We start from the raw sequence: 18,073 nt of genomic DNA on the forward strand, positions 1-18,073 counted from the left end.
CCGTGCCCCGTACCCCGGGCGCGCCGGACGCACCCGGCGTCCGCGACCCTGGCATCCCCGACACCGCCGACATCCCTGACATCCCCGACATCGCCGACACGTCGAAGGAGGCGCCCGTGACCGGTCCACGGTACGTCTACGCCGTCTGCCGCCCCCTGGACGCACCCCTCCAGGTCCAGCTGACGGGTGTCGGCGGCGCCCCGCCGGCGCTGCTGCACCACCACGGCCTCGTCGTGGTCGTCAGCGCGGTCCCCGAGGCCGACCCCAGCCCCGAGGCGCTGCCCGACTGGCTGGCCGCCACGGTCCGCGCCCACCGGGGCGTCGTCGACGCGCTCAGCACCGTCACCACCCCGCTCCCGCTGCCGCCCGCGACCCTCTACCGGGACGACAGCGCGGTGCGCGCCATGCTCGAAGCCCGGGAGGACGACTTCCGGCTCCGCCTGCACCGGCTGCACGGGCGGGTGGAGTGGGGCGTACGCCTGTACGCGGCTTCCGACGACGACGACGACGGCGACGGCGACGGCGACGGATCCGGAGCCGGAGCCGGCGACAGCGACCGTGGCGGGGCGGAGGGGGACGAGGCCGGCGAGGCGGCCGAGGCGTTCGCGCGGACCCTGCACCAGGCGCTCGCCTGGCTCGCCGAGGACTCCCGGCTGTGGGCTCCGCGGAGCCCCGCCCCGGCGGAGACGGCGGAACGCGGCGTCCTAGACGCCGCGTACCTGGTGCCCCGGGCGCGCTCCGAGGAGTTCGTGGAGATGATCGAGCGGGCGCGGGCCGAGGGGCCAGGGGTCCGGATCGAACTCGTCGGCCCCCGGGCCGCCTACTCGTTCACGGGCGGCGAGCCCTGGGCGTGAGCGAGGAGGCCCCGGGCACGTGTCCCGTGACCGCCGCGCCTGACCGCCGCGCGCCCGACCGTCGCGCAGACGACCGCCGCGCGCCCGACCGTCGCGCAGACGACCGCCGCGCGCCGGACCGTCGCGCTGAGGGCCCCCACGCACAGGGCCTCGGCTCGCGGGAGCGCCGCGACCGGGCGCACGCCCCCGCCCCCGGTCAGGAATCCTTGCGGCACAGGATCTCCCCGTGCAGGACCGTGAACCAGCCGTCCTCGTGGCGCCCCCACTCCCGCCATGCCTCGGACACCGCGCGCAGGCCGTCGGGCGTGGCGTGCCCCGACTCCATGGCGCGGTCGGCGTACGCGGAGGCGAGGGTACGGTCCGCCCACAGCCCGCTCCACCAGTCCCGCTCCCCGGCGGTGGAGAACGTCCAGGTGCCCGAGCCGGCGGTCACGTCCGTCAGGCCGGCCTCCAGGGCCCACGCCTTCAGCCGGCGCCCCGCGTCCGGCTCGCCGCCGTTGGCGCGGGCGACCCGCTCGTACAGCGCCAGCCAGTCGTCCAGGCCCGGCACCGCCGGATACCAGGTCATCGCCCCGTAGTCCGCGTCGCGCACCGCGACGTAGCCGCCGGGCTTCGTCACCCGGCGCATCTCGCGCAGGGCCTGCACGGGGTCGCCTACGTGCTGGAGCACCTGGTGGGCGTGGACCACGCAGAACGTGTCGTCCGGGAAGTCCAGCGCGTGGACGTCCGCGACCTCGAAGCCGACGTTGGCCAGCCCGCGTGCGGCGGCGGTCTCCCGGGCCCGCTCCAGAATGCCCGGGGCGTGATCGACGCCGGTGACGTGGCCCTCGGGCACCAGTTCCGCGAGGTCGGCGGTGATCGTGCCCGGACCGCACCCGATGTCCAGGATCTTCATGTGGGGCCTCAGCGAACCGAGCAGATAGGCGGCGGAGTTGGCCGCGGTCCGCCAGGTGTGCGAACGCAGCACCGACTCGTGGTGCCCGTGCGTGTAGACGGCCGTCTCCCGCGCTTTCGACATGGCTGTGCCCCTTCGCACCTCGTCGGCGTGCCGGACGCCCGGCCGATGAGGGCCGCGTCCGGCGGTACGGCCGACGCTACGCCCTCGTGTCGTATCGCGAGACCGCCGTTCTGCCATGTGGACTGATGGAGAGTCAGATGATGCGTGCGCGGGGTCACGACCGCAGGGCGCGGAGGCGGAGCGGCCCCGACGCCGCCCAAAGGCCCCGTCCGGGCGGGTGCGGTTACGCTGAATCGCCGGTCCTCCACGGCCCCGGGGGCGCCGGCGGCCCGACCGACGCGGGAGGAGCCCGATGCGCCTGCTGCTCGTACGCCACGGCCAGACGCCGTCCAACGTGGACGGGCTGCTGGACACCGCGGTGCCCGGCCCCGGCCTCACCCCGCTCGGCCGGCGGCAGGCCGATGCCCTGCCAGCGGCCCTCGCCCACGAGGACATCCACGCCCTCTACGCCTCACCCCTCCTGCGCGCCCGCCTCACCGCCGCCCCGCTGGCCGCCGCGCGCGGTCTCGACGTCCTGGTCCGGGACGGCCTCCGCGAGCTCTCCGCGGGCGACCTGGAGATGCGGCGCGGCGACACCCCGGACGGCGAGCGCTACCTGCGCACCGTCTTCGCCTGGGCGGCCGGGGAGACCGGGAAGCGCGTCCCCGGCGGGGAGAGCGGGGAGGAGGCCCTGGCCCGGTACGACGCCGTGATCGCCGAGGCCGCCGCGAGCGGCGCCGGCACCGTCGCGATGATCAGCCACGGTGCCGCGATCCGCGTCTGGACCGCCGCCCGCGCCCGCAACATCGACGTGGCCCACGTCGCCGCCCACCCGCTGGAGAACACCGGCGTGGTGGTCCTGGAGGGCTCCCCGGCCACCGGCTTCCAGGTCCTGACCTGGGCGGGCGCCACCGTCGTACCGGCGGGGGAGGGCGGGCCCGCCGGGGAGCCGGTGCGGGCGGCCGACCGGCCGTGAGAGCGCCCGTCCAGGGCAGGGCGGGCGAGGGCGCGGCAGCGGGCCCGGTTCCATAACGGTTTGCCCCAGGTCGGGCACGCCGCACAGAATGCGTCCTCATGGGACACCTGGAAGCCGCGCATCTCGAGTACCACCTCCCCGACGGCAGGACGCTGCTCGGCGACGTGTCCTTCCGGGTCGGCGAAGGCGCCGTCGTGGCGCTGGTCGGCCCGAACGGCGCGGGCAAGACGACCCTGCTGCGGCTGATCTCCGGCGAGCTGAAGCCGCACGGCGGCACGGTCACCGTCGGCGGCGGCCTCGGCGTCATGCGCCAGTTCGTGGGCTCCGTCCGGGACGGGTCGACCGTGCGCGACCTGCTGGTCTCCGTCGCCCCGCCCCACATCCGCAAGGCCGCCGAGGCGGTCGACGCCGCCGAGCACGCCATCATGACCGTCGACGACGAGGCCGCCCAGCTCGCCTACGCCCAGGCCCTCTCCGACTGGGCCGAGGTGCGCGGCTGGGAGTCCGAGACCCTGTGGGACATGTGCACCACCGCCGCCCTCGGCGTGCCCTACGAGCAGGCCCAGTGGCGGCAGGCGAGCACCCTCTCCGGCGGCGAGCAGAAACGGCTCGTGCTGGAGGCGCTGCTGCGCGGCACCGACGAGGTGCTCCTGCTCGACGAGCCGGACAACTACCTCGACGTGCCCGGCAAGCGCTGGCTCGAGGAGCAGCTCAAGGAGACCCGCAAGACGGTCCTGTTCGTCTCCCACGACCGTGAACTCCTCGCCCGCGCGGCAGAGAAGCTCGTCTCCGTCGAGCCCGGCCCCGCGGGCGCCGACGCCTGGGTGCACGGCGGCGGCTTCGACACCTATCACGAGGCGCGCCGCGAACGCTTCGCCCGTTTCGAGGAGTTGCGCCGCCGCTGGGACGAGAAGCACGCCCAGCTCAAGAAGCTCGTGCTGACGCTCCGTCAGGCCGCCGCCGTCAGCCACGAGATGGCCTCGCGGTACTCGGCCGCCCAGACCCGGCTGCGCAAGTTCGAGGAGGCCGGGCCGCCGCCCGAGCCGCCGCGCGAGCAGGACATCACGATGCGCCTGAAGGGCGGCCGTACCGGCGTACGGGCCGTCACCTGCGCGGGACTCGAACTGACCGGCCTGATGAAGCCCTTCGACCTGGAGGTCTTCTACGGCGAACGGGTCGCCGTCCTCGGCTCCAACGGCTCCGGCAAGTCCCACTTCCTCCGCCTGCTCGCCGGCGAGGACGTCGCGCACACGGGTGAGTTCAAGCTCGGCGCGCGGGTCGTGCCGGGCCACTTCGCGCAGACCCACGCCCACCCCGAACTGCGCGGCCGCAGCCTGCTCGACATCCTCTGGAAGGAGCACGCCCAGGACCGGGGCGCGGCCATGTCCCGGCTGCGCCGCTACGAACTCACCGGCCAGGCCGAGCAGTCCTTCGACCGGCTCTCCGGCGGACAGCAGGCCCGTTTCCAGATCCTGCTGCTCGAACTGGCCGGAGCCACCGCTCTGCTGCTCGACGAGCCGACCGACAACCTCGACCTGGAGTCCGCGGAAGCCCTCCAGGAGGGGCTGGAGGCCTTCGAGGGAACGGTGCTCGCGGTCACCCACGACCGCTGGTTCGCCCGCTCCTTCGACCGCTTCCTGGTCTTCGGCACCGACGGCCGCCTGCGGGAGACCCCGGAGCCCGTCTGGGACGAACGCCGGGTGCAGCGGGCTCGCTAGATCCGCAGCTCAGCGGCCCTGTCGCCGCGCGGAGGCCCGGGGAGCGGGATCTTCGTACAGTGGAGGCAGGAACGCACTCGACGAGCGGGGCACCACCATGACCGGAGTCGATCCCGACCGACTGGACGACCAGCAGCTCATGCGGGAGCTGGAGACGATCCACCGTACGCGCCACGACACCCTCCTGTACGGCTCGAACGACGCGCTCCGTGCCCACAACGAGCGCATGGCCCAGCTGGAGGGCGAATACCTGCGCCGCAACCCGCGCCGCCTGGTCAGCGCGGGCCGCACCCGCGAGGGCGCCCGGGAACGCGGCTGCGGCGAGGCGGCGACCCCGGACGGCGCCTCCGCCTGAGGCGGCCTCCGGGAGGCCCAGGGGCTGTCCCTCCGATCCTCGCGGGCTCGCGGCCCGTGGCCCGAGCCCGGTCCGGGCCACGGGCCGCGAGCCACGGAGACCCGGGCCACGGAGACCCGGGCCACGGAGACCCGGGCCACGGAGCCCCGATCCACGGAGCCCCGATCCACGGTGACCCGAGAGGTACCCGCCTGACGCGAGCACGGCCGCCGCACGCCCCCACGGGCCTGCGGCGGCCGTGCGACGCGTGCGCGAGAAGGCCGTGCCACGCGTGGCACGGGGCGGCCGTGCAATGTGTGCTCGTGCGACGCGTGCGCGGGGCGGCGTGCGTCGCGGTCCGGACCGGCGGGCGAGGCTGGGGTGCGGAGCACGGGGCGTCGGGTGCAGGGGGCACGGGGGTGCGTTGCGGCGGGTGCTGGGTGCTGGGTGCTGGGTGCTGGGTGCTGGGTAGGGGAGGGGGGCGGGCGAGTGCCGGGCCGGGGTCACCCGTCAGGGCGTCCGTGTCCCGCGAATGGGGTCCGGCCGCGAGCGTCACGGCCCCCGGCGGGCTCTGATGGCGGAGAGGACACGAGATCCGTGTCCCGAGGTGTACCGACCACCGCCGGCCGACCGCGCGTCCGCCGGCGACCGCCGCGCGATGGCCGGCAGCCGACCGCTGTTCCTCGACCGAGGGCCGTGGCCGGTGCCCGTCACCGACCGCCGTCCTGCCGAGGAGCCCGTTCCATGCGCCGCACCGCCCGTGCTCTGTCCGTGACCGCCCTGGCCGGTGCGGCCGCGCTCGTCCTGTCGGGACCCGCCGTGTCCGCGAGCCGCGACACCGGCGCCGCCCGTGGCTCCCTCCGGCCCACACCCGCCGCCTCCGCTGCCCCCGCGGCCTGCGACGAGCCGGCCGGAGCCGCGGTTCCGGCACCCGGCGTGGACGACGGCGTCTCAAGGGCTTCCGCCCGCGTCCGCGCGGACCCGGCCGAGCGCTCCGGTGCCGACGCGCCGCGTGTTCCGGCGGCGGACGGCGCGACCGGTACCTCGCCGGGCGGAGGCGCCTGCGGCTCCGGCACTGGCATGGGCATGGGCACAGGCGCGGGCACGCGGACCGACGGCCGGAGCACGGCGTCCGGGGTTCCGGGCGCGGACACCGACGGCTCCTGTGCGGACGTGGCCGGCTGCGTGCCGGACCAGGACGGGGTGCCGGGCCTGGGCCAGGTGCCGGGCGACGGGCAGGTGCCGGGCGAGGGTCAGGCGCCGGACCAGGGCCTGCTGCCGGACCAGGGCCTGCTGCCGGGCGACGGGCTGTCGACGGGGCAGGGCCAGAAGCCGGGCCAGGGCGAGAAACAGGGTCAGGGCGTGAAGCCGGGGCAGGAGCAGGGGACCGAGGACGGCCAGGGGCAGGGCCAGGGGGAAGGCCGTCAGCCCGGCCGCCAACAGGGCCAGGGCCAAGGTCAGGGTCAAGGTCAGGGCCAGGAGCAAGGTGAGGGCCGAGGGCAGGGCGCGGGCCAGGGCGACGAACCCGGCTGCGCGAAGTCCAAGGACGCCTCCTGCGCCGCCGAGGACGGCTGCCGCGAGCAGAGTGAGGACTCCGACTGCGTACCCGCCGGCGTCCAGCACGGGGTGGAGGCCGGGGCGGGCGGCACGTTCAGCGACTCGGTTCCCGCGCTGGCCGCAGGAGGGCTGCTGATCGCCGTCGCGGGCGGAGGCGCGGCGTACCGGCTCTACGGCCGCAGGCGCCCGGCGGGCGCCTGAAGCGCGGGTCCGTGACCGTGACCGTACGGGCCGCGGACCACGACCACCGGCGGGACGGGAGAACGGCCGCGCGAACCCACCGGCGGGAAGGGAGAACGACCCCGCGACGCCATCGGCGGGACGGGAGCGCGGCCCCGCGGAACCGTCGGCAGGACGGGCGCACGGCCCCGCCGACCCGTCGGCGGCCCGGACGGAACGGCACACGGCACACGGACTGCCTGGAGGCGGACATGCGGCGGACGGACCCGGGGGACCACGGCCCCGTCCGCTACGGACCGCCCCTGCCGTCCGACGGGCTGCCCGTCCTCCCGGAACTCGCCGCGCTCGTCGCCGCCGCCGCGAGCCGTGCCGACGCCCAGCCCGTCGGCGGGGCACCCGCCCTGCTGGAGGCGGCCTGCGGCTACTGGACCCGGCGCGGCCTCTCCTGCGTCCCGGACCGGGTCACCGCCGCCCCGGGCAGCCCGCCCCTGCTGCTCGCCCTGGCCGCGGCCCTCGCCGGGGACGGCGGCGACGTGCTCGTGCCCCGTCCGTGCGCCCCCTGGTGGGAGCCCTGTGCCCGACTGCTGGGCAGACCCGTCTTCCATGTGGCCACCCCGGCGGAGAGCGGGGGCGTCCCCGATCCGTACGCGCTGCTGGAGACCGTGCGCCGGGTCCGTGCCGAGGGCGGCGACCCCCGCGTGCTGGTGCTCTCCGTCGCGGACGATCCGACCGCGGGCGTCGCGTCCCCGGAACTGCTGCACGAGACCGTGGAGGCCGCGACCGCCGAGGGCCTGCACCTGATCAGCGACGAGACCTGGCGCGACACCGTCCACGACCCCCGCCGGGGCGTGCTGCTCAGCCCGGCCGAGATGCTGCCCGACCGGGTCACCGTCGTCACCGACCTCGCCGGTGCCCTGCTCCCGGCGGGCTGGCCCGCGGCCGTGGCCCGCTTCCCCCCGGGCGAGGCGGGCGGGCGCGTCCACGCGCGCGTGCTCGACGTCCTCACCGCGCTCGGCGCACGCCTCGCCACGCCGGTCGCCGCGGCGGCCCGGTACGCGCTCGACGAACCCGCGCCCGTCACCGCCCGCCGCGAGGCCGCCGTACGCCTGCACGCGGCTCTGGCCGCCGCCGTCCACTCCGCGGTCGTCGGCTCCGGCGCGCTCGCCCGTCCCCCGCGGGCCGGCCGCCACGTCTACGCCGATCTGGGCCCGCTGCGCGAGGCGCTCGGCGAGCACGGCGTCACGGACGCCCAGGAACTGGAGGACTTCCTCACCGCCCGGCTCGGCATGCCCGCACCGGGCGGTCACCGCTTCGGCGACCACCTGGGCGCGCTGCGCGTACGGCTCGGCACCGGGCCGCTGCTGGACGGCACCGACGAGGAGCGCGCGGAATGCCTCGGCTCACCGGAACCGTTGGAACTGCCACACGTGCACCGTGCGTTGACCTCCTTGAGATCGGTCTTCGGTGATCTCCGCGACGACGCTCAGCGATGGGAGCCGCCTCGATGACGCAGCAGACGCATGAGCCAGGATCCACCGCCACGTCCGCCCCGACCTCCGCCGCGTCCGCCCCGGCCCTCACGGGCGGCGCGAGCACACCGGCCCGAACGGCCCCGCCGACCGCACCGACCGTGCCGGACACCTCTCCCGCCCCGAACGCGCCGCCCTTCCGGGCCACTTCGACCGTCCCCGACCTTCCCGCCACCCCGGCCGCGACCGTCACCCAGGCCACGACCCCCGTCCCGGCCACGACCCCCGTCCCGGCCGCCCCCGCGCCGCCCTTCCCGCCGCTGGCGGAGCCCCGTGCGCTCGGTGAACGCCGGGTGTGGGCACGGCCGTTCCACGACCGGCTCACCGCACCCCTGCCCGGTCTCAAGGCCCTCGCTCGCTTCGCCCGCGAGGGAGCCGTGCGCCCCGGACCCGACAGCGCGGCCGACATCCCCCAACTCCCCTACGAACCGGGCCCGCTGCCCTGCACGGACCCCGGCAACCTCGCCGTCACGTGGGCGGGACACGCCAGCTGGGTGGTCCGGATCGGCGGCCTGACCGTGCTCACCGACCCCGTCTGGTCCCGCCGCATCCTCGGAACCCCGGCCCGCATCACGCCCGTCGGGGTCGCCTGGGACTGTCTGCCGCCGGTCGACGCGGTCGTCATCAGCCACAACCACTACGACCACCTCGACGCCCCCACCCTGCGGCGGCTGCCGCGCGCCACACCGGTGTTCGTCCCGGCCGGCCTCGGACGCTGGTTCCGGCGGCGCCGGTTCACCTGCGTCACCGAGCTCGACTGGTGGGAGGCGGCCGAACTCTCCGGCGTCCGCTTCGACTTCGTGCCCGCCCACCACTGGTCCAAGCGCACCCTCATCGACACCTGCCGCAGCCTGTGGGGCGGCTGGGTGCTGACGGCGTCCGGCGGACAGCGCCTCTATTTCGCCGGGGACACCGGCTACGGCCACTGGTTCTCCCGCATCGGCCGCCGCTACCCCGGCATCGACCTGGCCCTCATGCCCATCGGCGCCTACGACCCCCGCTGGTGGCTCAGAGACGTCCACTGCGACCCGGAGGAGGCCGTACGGGCCGCGCGGGACGTGGGGGCGCGGCGGATGGCCCCCATGCACTGGGGCACCTTCGTCCTGTCGGCCGAGCCGGTCCTGGAGCCGCTCACCCGGGTGCGGGCGGCCTGGGAGAAGGCGGGGCTCGCCCCGGAGGACCTGTGGGACCTGCCGGTCGGCGGCTCGCGCGTCCTGCGGCGCGAGGAGGAACGCGTGTAGCGGCGGCGCCGGCGGCCAGGTGCGCGCTGCGGCGGAGGAGACGCGCGGCCACAGCGCCCGCCCCGGCACGGCGCCTGCCCCAGCACTGCGCCCGCCCCGGCACAGCGCCTGCTTCCGCGCGGCGCCCACCTTTGCCCGGCGCTCGCTCCCGCGCGGCGCCGCCCTTGCCCGGCGCCCGCCCCGCGTGGGCCCGCCCCCGCACGGCCCCCGCTACCGCGCAGCGCCCCGCAGCCGTCGTACGGCACCCGGTATCGCGCCGGCCAGCACGGTCAGCGCGACGGCCGCCGCCACCCCCTCCCACGGCTCACGGAACAGCGACCCGCCCAGGATCCCTATCAACTGGTACGTCACCGCCCACGCCAGGCACGCGGGAAGGTTGCCGCGGGCGAAGCGGCCGAGCGGCCAGCCGGCCATCAGGCACGCCAGCATCACCGGGACACGCCCCGCGGGTATGAGCCGGGACAGCACCAGCACCGCCACCCCGTGCCCGGCCAGCCGCTCCTGCGCCGCCGCGAGCCGCTCCTCGGGAGCCCGTGACCGTATCGCCTCCAGCCAGCGCGATCCGCCCCGCGACCGCATCCCGCGCCACCCCAGCCAGTACAGCGCGGCGTCGCCCAGGAAGGCGGCCAGGGACGCGGTCACGAGCACCAGGGCCATGGAGAACGGCGCCGTCTGATGGAACGCCACCACGGCCGCCGAACTCACCAGCGCCCCGGTCGGCACCACCGGCACCAGCGCCCCGATCAGCACCAGCAGGAACAGCGAGGGATAACCCAGCGCCTGCTGCGTCGACTCCGGCGGAACACTCCGCGCCGACGCCGCGGCGAGCGTCACGGCACCCGGCAGCCATCTCACCGCGCGCCCTCCAGCCGTACGCTCTCCCCGTGCCCCAGCCGGTGCACCGCCACCTGCGGAGCGGCGACGGCGGCCAGGCGGGCGAACTCGTCGCCCGGGGCGTGGAACTCGTGCGGGCGCACCGCGTCCATGCCGATCGGCCAGTACGTCCCGTAGTGCACCGGGACCGCGCCGCGCGGCGCCAGCCGGGCCAGGGCACGCGCCGCCCGCCCCGCGTCCAGATGCCCCTCGCCGAGGTACGGCCCCCAGCCCCCCACCGGCAGCAGCGCCACCTCCACCGGCCCGACCTCCCGCGCCATCGACTCGAACAGGCCGGTGTCCCCGGCGAAGTAGGTCCGCGCCTCGCCCTCGACGACGTACCCGAGCGCGGGGGAGCGGCGCGGTCCCAGCGGCAGCCGCCGTCCGTCGTGCCGCGCGGACACCGCGCGCACCCGCAGTTCCCCGACGCGCACCTCGTCCCCCGGCGCCACCTCGGTCACCCGCAGCCGGCGCAGGGCCGCCAGCCGGCGCAGCCCCGGTACCGCCCGGGGTGCGCCCCGGGGCACGAGCAGGCGTGTGCCCGGGGCGAGGGCGGCCAGCGAGGGCAGATGCAGATGGTCGGCGTGCAGGTGCGAGACGAGCGCCAGATCCGCGCGGCGGGCCCCGGCGGGCGGCAGGGCGCCCCGGCGCCGCCGCAGATGCGCCAGCCTGAGCGCGAACAGCGGGTCGGTGAGCACGCGCATGTCCGAATCGACGATCGTACAGGTGGCGTGACCCCACCAGGTGATCTCCACCGGCACCTTCCGTGCCTCCTTCGTGCGACTCCCCCGAAGGGTACGGGCAGGAGTAGGGTCGGCGGCGAAACCCGGAGGTGATGGGGGGACGCCATGGGAAAGCGACGCGGTGCCTTCGGCGGACGCGTGCCGGTGCGGGTCACCGCCATCGCGAGCCTGACCCCCCTGGAGGAGCTGGAGTCCGACCCCTTCCTGGTGGACTCCCGCAGCCAGCACGCCATGTGCGCCCACTGGGCGGCCGAGCGGGGCTACGTCGTGGCCCGTGAACTCCTCGTCGGCGGCCTGCGCTTCGATCACAGCGCCCTGTGGGACGGCGTCCGCCCCGGCGTCGACGTGTTCGTCGCCCCCAGCCGCCGCGTGCTGGAGCGCGCCCTGTCCTCGGTGGAGGAGTTCACCGCCGAGTGCGCGCGGCGCGGGGTGCGGGTCGAGACGGTGGGGCGCGCCGAACCGTCGTACGACGCGCAGATGAAGGCCCAGGTGCATCGCAGGCTGTCGATGCCGACCGCCGGGTACGACGGCCGCTGACCCGGTTCCGGGCGCACACCGGCGCACGGACGCACGCCCCGCTGCCGCCGCCCCGCGACAACCGGCCCCGGCCCCCTGCCTTCTCGCGCCCCGGCCCCCGGCCCCCTACCCTCTCGCTCCGACCCCCTGTCCGTCCCGTTCCGGATCCCCTGCCCGTCCGGCCCCGGCCCCTTGTCGGTCCGGCCCCGAACCCTCTTCCCGTCCCGCCCCGACGCCCCGGTCTCCCTTCCCGTGCCGCCCCGACACCCCTGACCGGTGGCCGGACATACCGGACCGGAAGACTCCGCGGTCCGGTATGACAAGGTGGAGCGGGGCCCGCGGGTGCGGGCCGGAACGCGAGGTGGAGAAGCGTTGCGGTGGCGGCGGGTGGCCGGTCAGATCGGACGGAGCGTCACGGTGTGGGCCGTGTCCACGCTCACCATGCTCGTGCTCGCCGGTCTGCTGCCCGACTTCCGGCTCCAGTCCGCCGACGGCGACAGCGCGACCCGCATCGGCGTCACCGCCGCGCTGGGCGCCGGCGCCTTCGGCCTCCTGTCCGCCGTGGTGTGGCCGCTGCTGGTCCGGCTGCTGCTGCTCGTCCCGGCGCTCGTCCTCGGCCTGCTGGTCTTCTTCCTCAACGGCTCCCTGCTGCTGCTCGCCCTGCGCCTGAACCCCTCGGGCCGCGGCGAGGCGGCCCCGGAGACCGCCGTCATCGTCGCCGCCGCGATGTCCGCCGTCGCCTCGGCCACCGGCGCCGCCCTCGCCGTCCGCGACGACGACGCCTACCGACGGCGTCTGCTCCGCCTCGCCGACCGCCGCCGCAGGTCCACCCCGCCCTGCCCGGCCACCCCCGGCCTGGTCTGCATCCAGCTCGACGGCGTCGGGCACGACGTGCTCACCGCCGCCGTCCGCGAGGGACTCATGCCGACCGTCGCCCGCCTGCTCGGGACCGCCGGCGGCGGCCTGCCCAGCCACCGCCTCACCCCCTGGCGCACCGACTGGTCCAGCCAGACCGGCGCCAGCCAGCTCGGCATCCTGCACGGCAGCACCTTCGACGTGCCGGCCTTCCGCTGGTACGAGAAGGACCGGGGCGAGGTGATGGTCTGCAACCGGCCGACCAGCGCGGCCGAACTGCAGCGCCGGGCCACCGCGCACACCGGTGACGGCGGACTGCTCACCGTGGACGGCGCCAGCCGCGGCAACCTGTTCAGCGGCGGCGCCGGCGAACAGGCCCTCGTCCTGTCCATCGCGGCCCGCCGCCGCGGCCGGGAGAACCGGTCCCGCGCCGGCTACTTCGCCTACTTCTCCGACCCCGCCAACGCCGTCCGCACCGCCCTGTCCTTCGTCGCCGAGGTGGGCCGCGAGCTCGGCCAGTCGCTCCGCGCCCGGGCCGGGAAGCAGCGCCCCCGGGTGAGCCGCGGCGGGCTCTACCCCCTCGTGCGCGCCTTCGCCACCGTCGTCGAACGGGACGTCGTCGTCGCCGCGGTGATGGGCGACCTGCTCGCCGGCCGCACCGCCGTCTACGCCGACCTGGTCGCCTACGACGAGGTCGCCCACCACTCGGGACCGCACAGCACGGACGCCGCGAAGGTGCTGCGGCGCCTCGACCGCTCGCTCGCCCTGATCGAGAAGGCCGCCGAACACGCCCCGCGCCCCTACCGCCTGGTGGTCCTCTCCGACCACGGCCAGAGCCCCGGCGAGACCTTCCGCGCCCGCCACGGCCTCACCCTCGCCGACCTGGTCCGCTCCGGCTGCGGCCTGCCGCTGTCCCGCCGCGCCCGGCGGACCCTGCCGGGCACCGGACACCGCGAGGACGGCGGCAGCGGCACCGAGGCTCGCGCCGCCGTCCGCGCCGCGCTGCGCCGGCCCGACGAGGAGGACGGCACGCGGCACCCGGCGGGCACCGGCGCGGAGCCCGTCGTCCTGGCCTCCGGCAACCTCGGCCTGGTCTCCTTCCCCGACGTGCCCCACCGCATGACGAAGGAGGAGATCGACGCCCGGCACCCCAGGCTGCTCACCACCCTCGCCGACCACCCCGGCATCGGCTTCCTGCTGGTGCGCAGCGAGGAGCACGGCGGGGTGGTGCTCGGCCCGTGCGGCACCGAGATCCCGCTGGCCGAACTGGACCTGCGCCCGGGACCGCTGGCGGTGTTCGGCCCCGGTGCGGCCGACGCCGTCCGCCGCACCCACTCCTTCCCGCACACCGCGGACATCATGGTCAACTCCCGGTACGACCCCGCCGCCGGCGAAGTCCACGCCTTCGAGGAGCAGATCGGCTCGCACGGCGGTCTCGGCGGCGCCCAGTCCCGGCCGTTCCTGCTCTCCCCGCTCGCCCTGTCCGCCCCGGCCGAGGAGGGGACGGAACCGGTGGGCGCCGAGCACGTGCACGACGTACTGCGGCGCTGGCTGGGGGAGTCCGACGGCCCCCAGGTCCCGCTGGAGACGGACGGCGGCCGGCGCGCGGCGTGACCTCCCACCCCACGCGCGCGACCGCCCGTACACGCGACCGTCCGTACGCGCGTCCGCCCCTACGCGCGACCTCCCGCGCCGGGTCCGGGCGCCCCGCGCGGGCCGGTCTTCACGGTGCGGCGAACCCGGATGTGGTCGGATGGGGGACGGAACCGGGAACCCGGCCCCAACCGCCCCCGAAAGGAACAGCCGTGGCCACCACGCGCACCGCACACACCGTCTGGGAAGGCGACCTGCTCAAGGGCAGCGGCGTCGTCGCCTTCGACTCCTCCGGCATCGGCGAGCAGCCGGTGTCGTGGCCGTCGCGCGCCGAGCAGGCGAACGGGAAGACCAGCCCCGAGGAACTGATCGCCGCCGCCCACTCCAGCTGCTACTCCATGGCGCTGTCGCACGGCCTCGCCGGAGCCGGTACGCCGCCCACCCGTCTGGAGACCAGGGCCGACGTGACCTTCCAGCCCGGCGAGGGCATCACCGGCATCCACCTCTCCGTCCGCGGCGAGGTGCCCGGCCTGGACGAGGACGCCTTCGTCGCGGCCGCCGAGGACGCGAAGAAGAACTGCCCGGTCAGCCAGGCCCTGACGGGGACCGACATCACCCTGACCGCCGAACTGGTCTGACACCCGCACCGGCCGGGGATGCCGCGCTCCCGTTCCGGGGCGCGGCATCCGCGTCCTCGGGACGGAAGCCAAGGGTCACAGGCTCTCGCGGCACTGCCGGAGGATCTTCTGGGTGCGCCGCGCCGACGCCGCGCGCGCCGTCATGTGGTCCAGCACCTCCAGATGCGCCGAGACCTCGCGCCGGGAGTCCAGATAGAGGGCTCCGGTCAGGTACTCGGTGAACACCATGTCCGGCAGCTCCGGCTCGCCGAACCGGAACAGCGTGAACGGCGCGTACGTGCCCGGATGCGGACCGGCCGCGAACTCGGCCAGCTGAAGGGTGACCCGGTCGCGCTCGGCGTACTCCAGCAGCCGGTCCAGCTGATCGCGCATCACCTCGGGCCGGGAGCTCACCGGACGCCGCAGCACGGTCTCGTCGATGATCACCCAGAGGTGCGGCGGATCGTCCCGCTCCAGCAGCAGCTGCCGTTCCATGCGCAGCGACACATGCCGCTCCACCGTGTCCGGACCGGTCTGCCCTATCGTCCCGGCCTCCAGCACCGCCCGCGCGTAGGCCTCGGTCTGCAGCAGTCCCGGCACGAAGTGCGGCTCGTAGGAGCGGATGATCCGGGCGGCGCCCTCCAGGCTGACGTACAGGCTGAACCAGTCCGGCAGCACGTCGTGGAACCGCTGCCACCAGCCGGGCCGGTTCGCCTCCTCGGCCAGCCGCACGAACGCGGCCGCCTCCTCGGCGGCCACCCCGTACGTGGACAGCAGCATCTGGACGTACGGGATCTTCAGCGCGACCTCGGCCATCTCCATCCGCCGTACGGTCGCCGAGGCCACCCGGAGCACCCGGGCCGCCTCGTCACGGCCGAGCCCCGCCGCCTCCCGCAGCTCCTGCAACCGCTTGCCGAGCACCACCTGACCCACGGTGGGCGCGGCCCGCCGCTCACTCACGCCACGCCCTCCCCTACGCGCCGACGTACGCGTGCAGTGTGCCACGCACCCGCCCTCCCGCACACACGTCCGCGAGGACGGGGGAGCGCACCGGCCTCCGGCACGGCGACGCCGTCCCGCCGCGCACCGGGACCGGGCGGGTGCGCGGCCGGACGTGGCAGGCTGGCCGTGTCCCCGTCCGGCACGGCCGCCCGCGCCGGACGGAAGCGGACCGTCCGCCCGCCGCCCCGGCGCGCGGACCCGCGCACGATCCGGCGCGTCCGGACCGGCGCCGTCACGGAGGGAGACCCGGCATGCCCGTCGAACCGCTGTCGCAGAAGGAGATCGAGGACCGGCTCGCCGGACTGCCCGGCTGGTCGCTGGACGGAGACCGCCTCACCCGCAGCTACCGGCTCGGCTCGCACTTCGCCGCGGCGGCCCTGGTGATGGGCATCGCCGGCATCCAGGACGAGCTGGACCACCACTCCGACCTCACCCTCGGGTACGACACCGTCTCCCTCGCCGTGCACACCCACAGCGCGGGCGGCGCCGTCACCGAGAAGGACTTCGAACTCGCCCGCAGAGTGGAGGACATCGCGCCCGGCCGCACGGCACACTGACGCCCGTGCTCGACTACGACAAAGAAGCGGACGTCTACGACGCCTCCCGCGGCGGTGAGCCGCGCGCCGAGGCGGCCGCCCGCGCCGTCCTCGGACTGATACCCGGTGTGCCGGGACGGCCGGCCCGGCTGCTGGACGCCGCCTGCGGCACCGGGATCGTCACCCGGCGCCTGGCGACCGCCCGCCCCGGACTCCGTGTGACCGGCACCGACCTCGCCCCCGCGATGGTCCGGATGGCCGGCGCCCGCATGCCCGGCGCGGTCCTGCGGGCCGACAGCCGCCGACTGCCCTTCGCCGACGCGTCGTTCGACGCCGTCAGCACCGTCTGGCTGCTGCACCTGCTGGCCGACCCCGCCGACCTGCGTGCCGCGCTCGGCGAGTGCGCACGCGTGCTGAGGCCGGGCGGGGTGTACGTCACCACCGTCGACAAGGCCCGTGCGCACGACGTCGGCAGCGACATCGACGGCGTCCTCGCCACGCGCCCGCTGCGCCCCGCCCCCGACGCCGCCGGCACGGTCGCCGCGCACGCCGCCGGACTGGGCCTCGTCCCGTGCGGCGAGGCCGTCTTCCCGGGGACCGGCCAGGGCCGTACCCCCGCGAGCACCATCGACGACCTCCGGCGCGGCTGGTTCGGGCTCCTGCGCTCCGACGACCCGCGCACCGAGGCCTTCGCCGCCCGCCTCGCCCGTCTCCCGGACCAGCACCGCCACCGCCCCGACCCCGTCTTCACCCTGCGCGCCTTCCGGAAGCCGGAGTGACCTCCAGGGCCTGCTAGGCCGGCCTGATCCGGAAGAAAGACCCTGGTTACGGTCCCTGACGGCCCCCGCGGACGTTTGCCGCGCGATCCCTTTCCGGGCACCCGCTTTTGCCGTTACGGCAAAGGAACTGGCCCGTTCCCGGTGTGTCGGCGCACGCTGGCCGCAACCGGACGAGAGGCTGACCACCATGGCGCACGACCACCACGCCGACCCCCACCACGACCACGACACCCACCGCCACGGAAACGGGAGCGGGAGCGGCGACGCGCACGGAGACGGCCCCGGGGCCGGCCACGCCGGCGGTCACGGGGGCGGCCACCATCACCACGGCGACCTCGACTGGAGCGCGATGGGCGCGTACCTGGAGGCGCAGGCAGAACTGTTCGCGCCCCTGTACCGCGACGCGCTGGCGTGGCTGGCCCGGGAGGCGGAGGAGCCGGGCCTGATCGTGGACGCGGGCAGCGGCCCGGGAGTCGTCTCGTGCCTGCTCGCCGAGGCCTTCCCCGACGCCCGGGTCGTGGCGGTCGACAGCGCCGCACCCCTGCTGGCACGCGCCCGGGCCCGCGCCGCCGAGCGCGGACTCGACGGCCGCTTCGACACCCTCGCCGGAGAACTGCCCGACGTCCTGGCCGAGTTGGATCAGCCCGCCGGCCTGCTGTGGGCCGGCCGGAGCCTGCACCACCTGGGTGACCAGCGGGCCGCGCTCACCGCGTTCGCCGAGCGGCTCGCCCCCGGCGGCACCGTGGCCCTGCTGGAGGGCGGACTGCCGCTCCGCTTCCTGCCGCGCGACATCGGCTTCGGCCGGCCCGGACTCCAGACGCGTCTGGACGCGGTGCAGGAGGAGTGGTTCGCCGGCATGCGCGCGAGCCTGCCCGGCACCGTCGCCGAGACCGAGGACTGGCCGGCCCTGCTGACCGCCGCCGGACTGAAGGACGCGCGCACCCGCAGCTTCCTCATCGACCTGCCCGCACCCGCCGGCGAGCGCGCCCGCGACTACATCGCGGGCGATCTCTCCCGGCTGCGCGAGGCCGGCGAGGAGCGCCTCGACGCCGAGGACCGCGCCACCCTGGACCGGCTGCTCGACCCGTCCGACCCGGCGAGCGTGCACCGCAGGCCGGACGTCTTCGTCCTCGGCGCCTACTCGGTCCACACGGCGGTACGCCCCGCCTAGGG

At 76.0% G+C, this 18,073-nt stretch carries 17 protein-coding genes; 13 read left to right on the top strand and 4 right to left on the bottom strand.

The genetic code is table 11. The annotated features are described in order from the left end of the window. Window positions 1-116: 116 nt before the first annotated feature. The gene (locus tag ACIPRD_RS17940) at window positions 117-854 is read left to right on the top strand and encodes a GvpL/GvpF family gas vesicle protein (protein WP_401564217.1); all 738 of its coding nucleotides are present in this window, start codon (window positions 117-119) and stop codon (window positions 852-854) included. 196 nt (window positions 855-1,050) lie between these two features. On the opposite strand, the gene ACIPRD_RS17945 is transcribed toward ACIPRD_RS17940, so the two are convergent. Beyond that, window positions 1,051-1,872, bottom strand: a complete 822-nt coding sequence (locus tag ACIPRD_RS17945; RefSeq protein WP_401564047.1) for a class I SAM-dependent methyltransferase — start codon at window positions 1,870-1,872, stop codon at window positions 1,051-1,053. 292 nt (window positions 1,873-2,164) lie between these two features. On the opposite strand from ACIPRD_RS17945, the gene ACIPRD_RS17950 reads away from it, so the two are divergent. The 6 genes from ACIPRD_RS17950 to ACIPRD_RS17975 all read left to right on the top strand — a co-directional run bounded on the left by ACIPRD_RS17950 (window position 2,165) and on the right by ACIPRD_RS17975 (window position 9,386). Further along, on the top strand, window positions 2,165-2,827 hold the full coding sequence (locus tag ACIPRD_RS17950; protein ID WP_356399405.1) for a histidine phosphatase family protein: 663 nt from the start codon (window positions 2,165-2,167) through the stop codon (window positions 2,825-2,827). 98 nt (window positions 2,828-2,925) lie between these two features. Then, window positions 2,926-4,545, top strand: a complete 1,620-nt coding sequence (locus tag ACIPRD_RS17955; protein WP_356399403.1) for an ATP-binding cassette domain-containing protein — start codon at window positions 2,926-2,928, stop codon at window positions 4,543-4,545. Window positions 4,546-4,642: 97 nt separating this feature from the next. Then, window positions 4,643-4,900 (top strand): DUF6158 family protein, encoded by a 258-nt coding sequence (locus ACIPRD_RS17960; RefSeq protein WP_356399401.1) that lies wholly within the window; start codon window positions 4,643-4,645, stop codon window positions 4,898-4,900. Between the two features lie 723 nt (window positions 4,901-5,623). Next, on the top strand, window positions 5,624-6,637 hold the full coding sequence (locus ACIPRD_RS17965) for a hypothetical protein (RefSeq protein ID WP_401564050.1): 1,014 nt from the start codon (window positions 5,624-5,626) through the stop codon (window positions 6,635-6,637). Between the two features lie 230 nt (window positions 6,638-6,867). After that, window positions 6,868-8,124: an aminotransferase class I/II-fold pyridoxal phosphate-dependent enzyme gene (locus ACIPRD_RS17970; RefSeq protein ID WP_401564052.1), complete on the top strand. Its 1,257-nt coding sequence runs from the start codon at window positions 6,868-6,870 to the stop codon at window positions 8,122-8,124. Continuing rightward, the gene (locus ACIPRD_RS17975; RefSeq protein ID WP_401564054.1) at window positions 8,121-9,386 is read left to right on the top strand and encodes an MBL fold metallo-hydrolase; all 1,266 of its coding nucleotides are present in this window, start codon (window positions 8,121-8,123) and stop codon (window positions 9,384-9,386) included. Before ACIPRD_RS17970 ends, ACIPRD_RS17975 begins: the two co-directional genes overlap by 4 nt. A 210-nt stretch (window positions 9,387-9,596) precedes the next feature. Here ACIPRD_RS17975 and ACIPRD_RS17980 read toward each other — a convergent pair whose 3' ends face one another. Together ACIPRD_RS17980 and ACIPRD_RS17985 are read right to left on the bottom strand one after the other, a co-directional pair. Continuing rightward, window positions 9,597-10,241 (bottom strand): DedA family protein, encoded by a 645-nt coding sequence (locus ACIPRD_RS17980; RefSeq protein ID WP_401564057.1) that lies wholly within the window; start codon window positions 10,239-10,241, stop codon window positions 9,597-9,599. Continuing rightward, window positions 10,238-11,020, bottom strand: a complete 783-nt coding sequence (locus tag ACIPRD_RS17985) for an MBL fold metallo-hydrolase (RefSeq protein ID WP_401564060.1) — start codon at window positions 11,018-11,020, stop codon at window positions 10,238-10,240. Before ACIPRD_RS17985 ends, ACIPRD_RS17980 begins: the two co-directional genes overlap by 4 nt. 87 nt (window positions 11,021-11,107) lie before the next feature. Here ACIPRD_RS17985 and ACIPRD_RS17990 point away from each other — a divergent pair, with 87 nt between their 5' ends. The 3 genes from ACIPRD_RS17990 to ACIPRD_RS18000 all read left to right on the top strand — a co-directional run bounded on the left by ACIPRD_RS17990 (window position 11,108) and on the right by ACIPRD_RS18000 (window position 14,604). Next, window positions 11,108-11,539, top strand: coding sequence for a hypothetical protein (locus tag ACIPRD_RS17990; RefSeq protein WP_356399389.1), 432 nt, complete (start codon window positions 11,108-11,110; stop codon window positions 11,537-11,539). Between the two features lie 351 nt (window positions 11,540-11,890). Beyond that, a complete protein-coding gene (locus ACIPRD_RS17995) occupies window positions 11,891-13,987 on the top strand; it encodes a phage holin family protein (protein WP_401564063.1) in 2,097 nt (698 codons plus the stop codon). Between the two features lie 191 nt (window positions 13,988-14,178). After that, window positions 14,179-14,604, top strand: a complete 426-nt coding sequence (locus ACIPRD_RS18000) for an OsmC family protein (RefSeq protein ID WP_356399387.1) — start codon at window positions 14,179-14,181, stop codon at window positions 14,602-14,604. 75 nt (window positions 14,605-14,679) lie between these two features. Here ACIPRD_RS18000 and ACIPRD_RS18005 read toward each other — a convergent pair whose 3' ends face one another. Beyond that, window positions 14,680-15,543 carry a helix-turn-helix transcriptional regulator gene (locus ACIPRD_RS18005; RefSeq protein WP_356399385.1) on the bottom strand — a complete coding sequence of 288 codons (864 nt, stop codon included), beginning with the start codon at window positions 15,541-15,543 and terminating at the stop codon, window positions 14,680-14,682. Between the two features lie 293 nt (window positions 15,544-15,836). On the opposite strand from ACIPRD_RS18005, the gene ACIPRD_RS18010 reads away from it, so the two are divergent. The 3 genes from ACIPRD_RS18010 to ACIPRD_RS18020 all read left to right on the top strand — a co-directional run bounded on the left by ACIPRD_RS18010 (window position 15,837) and on the right by ACIPRD_RS18020 (window position 18,071). Continuing rightward, window positions 15,837-16,142: a 4a-hydroxytetrahydrobiopterin dehydratase gene (locus ACIPRD_RS18010; RefSeq protein WP_356399383.1), complete on the top strand. Its 306-nt coding sequence runs from the start codon at window positions 15,837-15,839 to the stop codon at window positions 16,140-16,142. A gap of 5 nt (window positions 16,143-16,147) precedes the next feature. Beyond that, window positions 16,148-16,900 (top strand): class I SAM-dependent methyltransferase, encoded by a 753-nt coding sequence (locus tag ACIPRD_RS18015; RefSeq protein ID WP_401564066.1) that lies wholly within the window; start codon window positions 16,148-16,150, stop codon window positions 16,898-16,900. Window positions 16,901-17,087: 187 nt separating this feature from the next. Further along, the gene (locus ACIPRD_RS18020) at window positions 17,088-18,071 is read left to right on the top strand and encodes a class I SAM-dependent methyltransferase (protein ID WP_401564069.1); all 984 of its coding nucleotides are present in this window, start codon (window positions 17,088-17,090) and stop codon (window positions 18,069-18,071) included. Window positions 18,072-18,073: the final 2 nt, after the last annotated feature.

The sequence above is a fragment of the Streptomyces sp. NPDC090108 genome (assembly GCF_044747185.1).
Lineage (GTDB): Bacteria > Actinomycetota > Actinomycetes > Streptomycetales > Streptomycetaceae > Streptomyces.

Excerpts from the sequence above, each read along its gene's own strand:
- ACIPRD_RS17945 (WP_401564047.1), bottom strand. The coding sequence starts at position 1,872 with ATGTCGAAAGCGCGGGAGACGGCCGTCTACACGCACGGGCACCACGAG.
- ACIPRD_RS17950 (WP_356399405.1), top strand. The coding sequence starts at position 2,165 with ATGCGCCTGCTGCTCGTACGCCACGGCCAGACGCCGTCCAACGTGGAC.
- ACIPRD_RS17955 (WP_356399403.1), top strand. The coding sequence starts at position 2,926 with ATGGGACACCTGGAAGCCGCGCATCTCGAGTACCACCTCCCCGACGGC.
- ACIPRD_RS17960 (WP_356399401.1), top strand. The coding sequence starts at position 4,643 with ATGACCGGAGTCGATCCCGACCGACTGGACGACCAGCAGCTCATGCGG.
- ACIPRD_RS17965 (WP_401564050.1), top strand. The coding sequence starts at position 5,624 with ATGCGCCGCACCGCCCGTGCTCTGTCCGTGACCGCCCTGGCCGGTGCG.
- ACIPRD_RS17970 (WP_401564052.1), top strand. The coding sequence starts at position 6,868 with ATGCGGCGGACGGACCCGGGGGACCACGGCCCCGTCCGCTACGGACCG.
- ACIPRD_RS17975 (WP_401564054.1), top strand. The coding sequence starts at position 8,121 with ATGACGCAGCAGACGCATGAGCCAGGATCCACCGCCACGTCCGCCCCG.
- ACIPRD_RS17990 (WP_356399389.1), top strand. The coding sequence starts at position 11,108 with ATGGGAAAGCGACGCGGTGCCTTCGGCGGACGCGTGCCGGTGCGGGTC.
- ACIPRD_RS18010 (WP_356399383.1), top strand. The coding sequence starts at position 15,837 with ATGCCCGTCGAACCGCTGTCGCAGAAGGAGATCGAGGACCGGCTCGCC.
- ACIPRD_RS18020 (WP_401564069.1), top strand. The coding sequence starts at position 17,088 with ATGGCGCACGACCACCACGCCGACCCCCACCACGACCACGACACCCAC.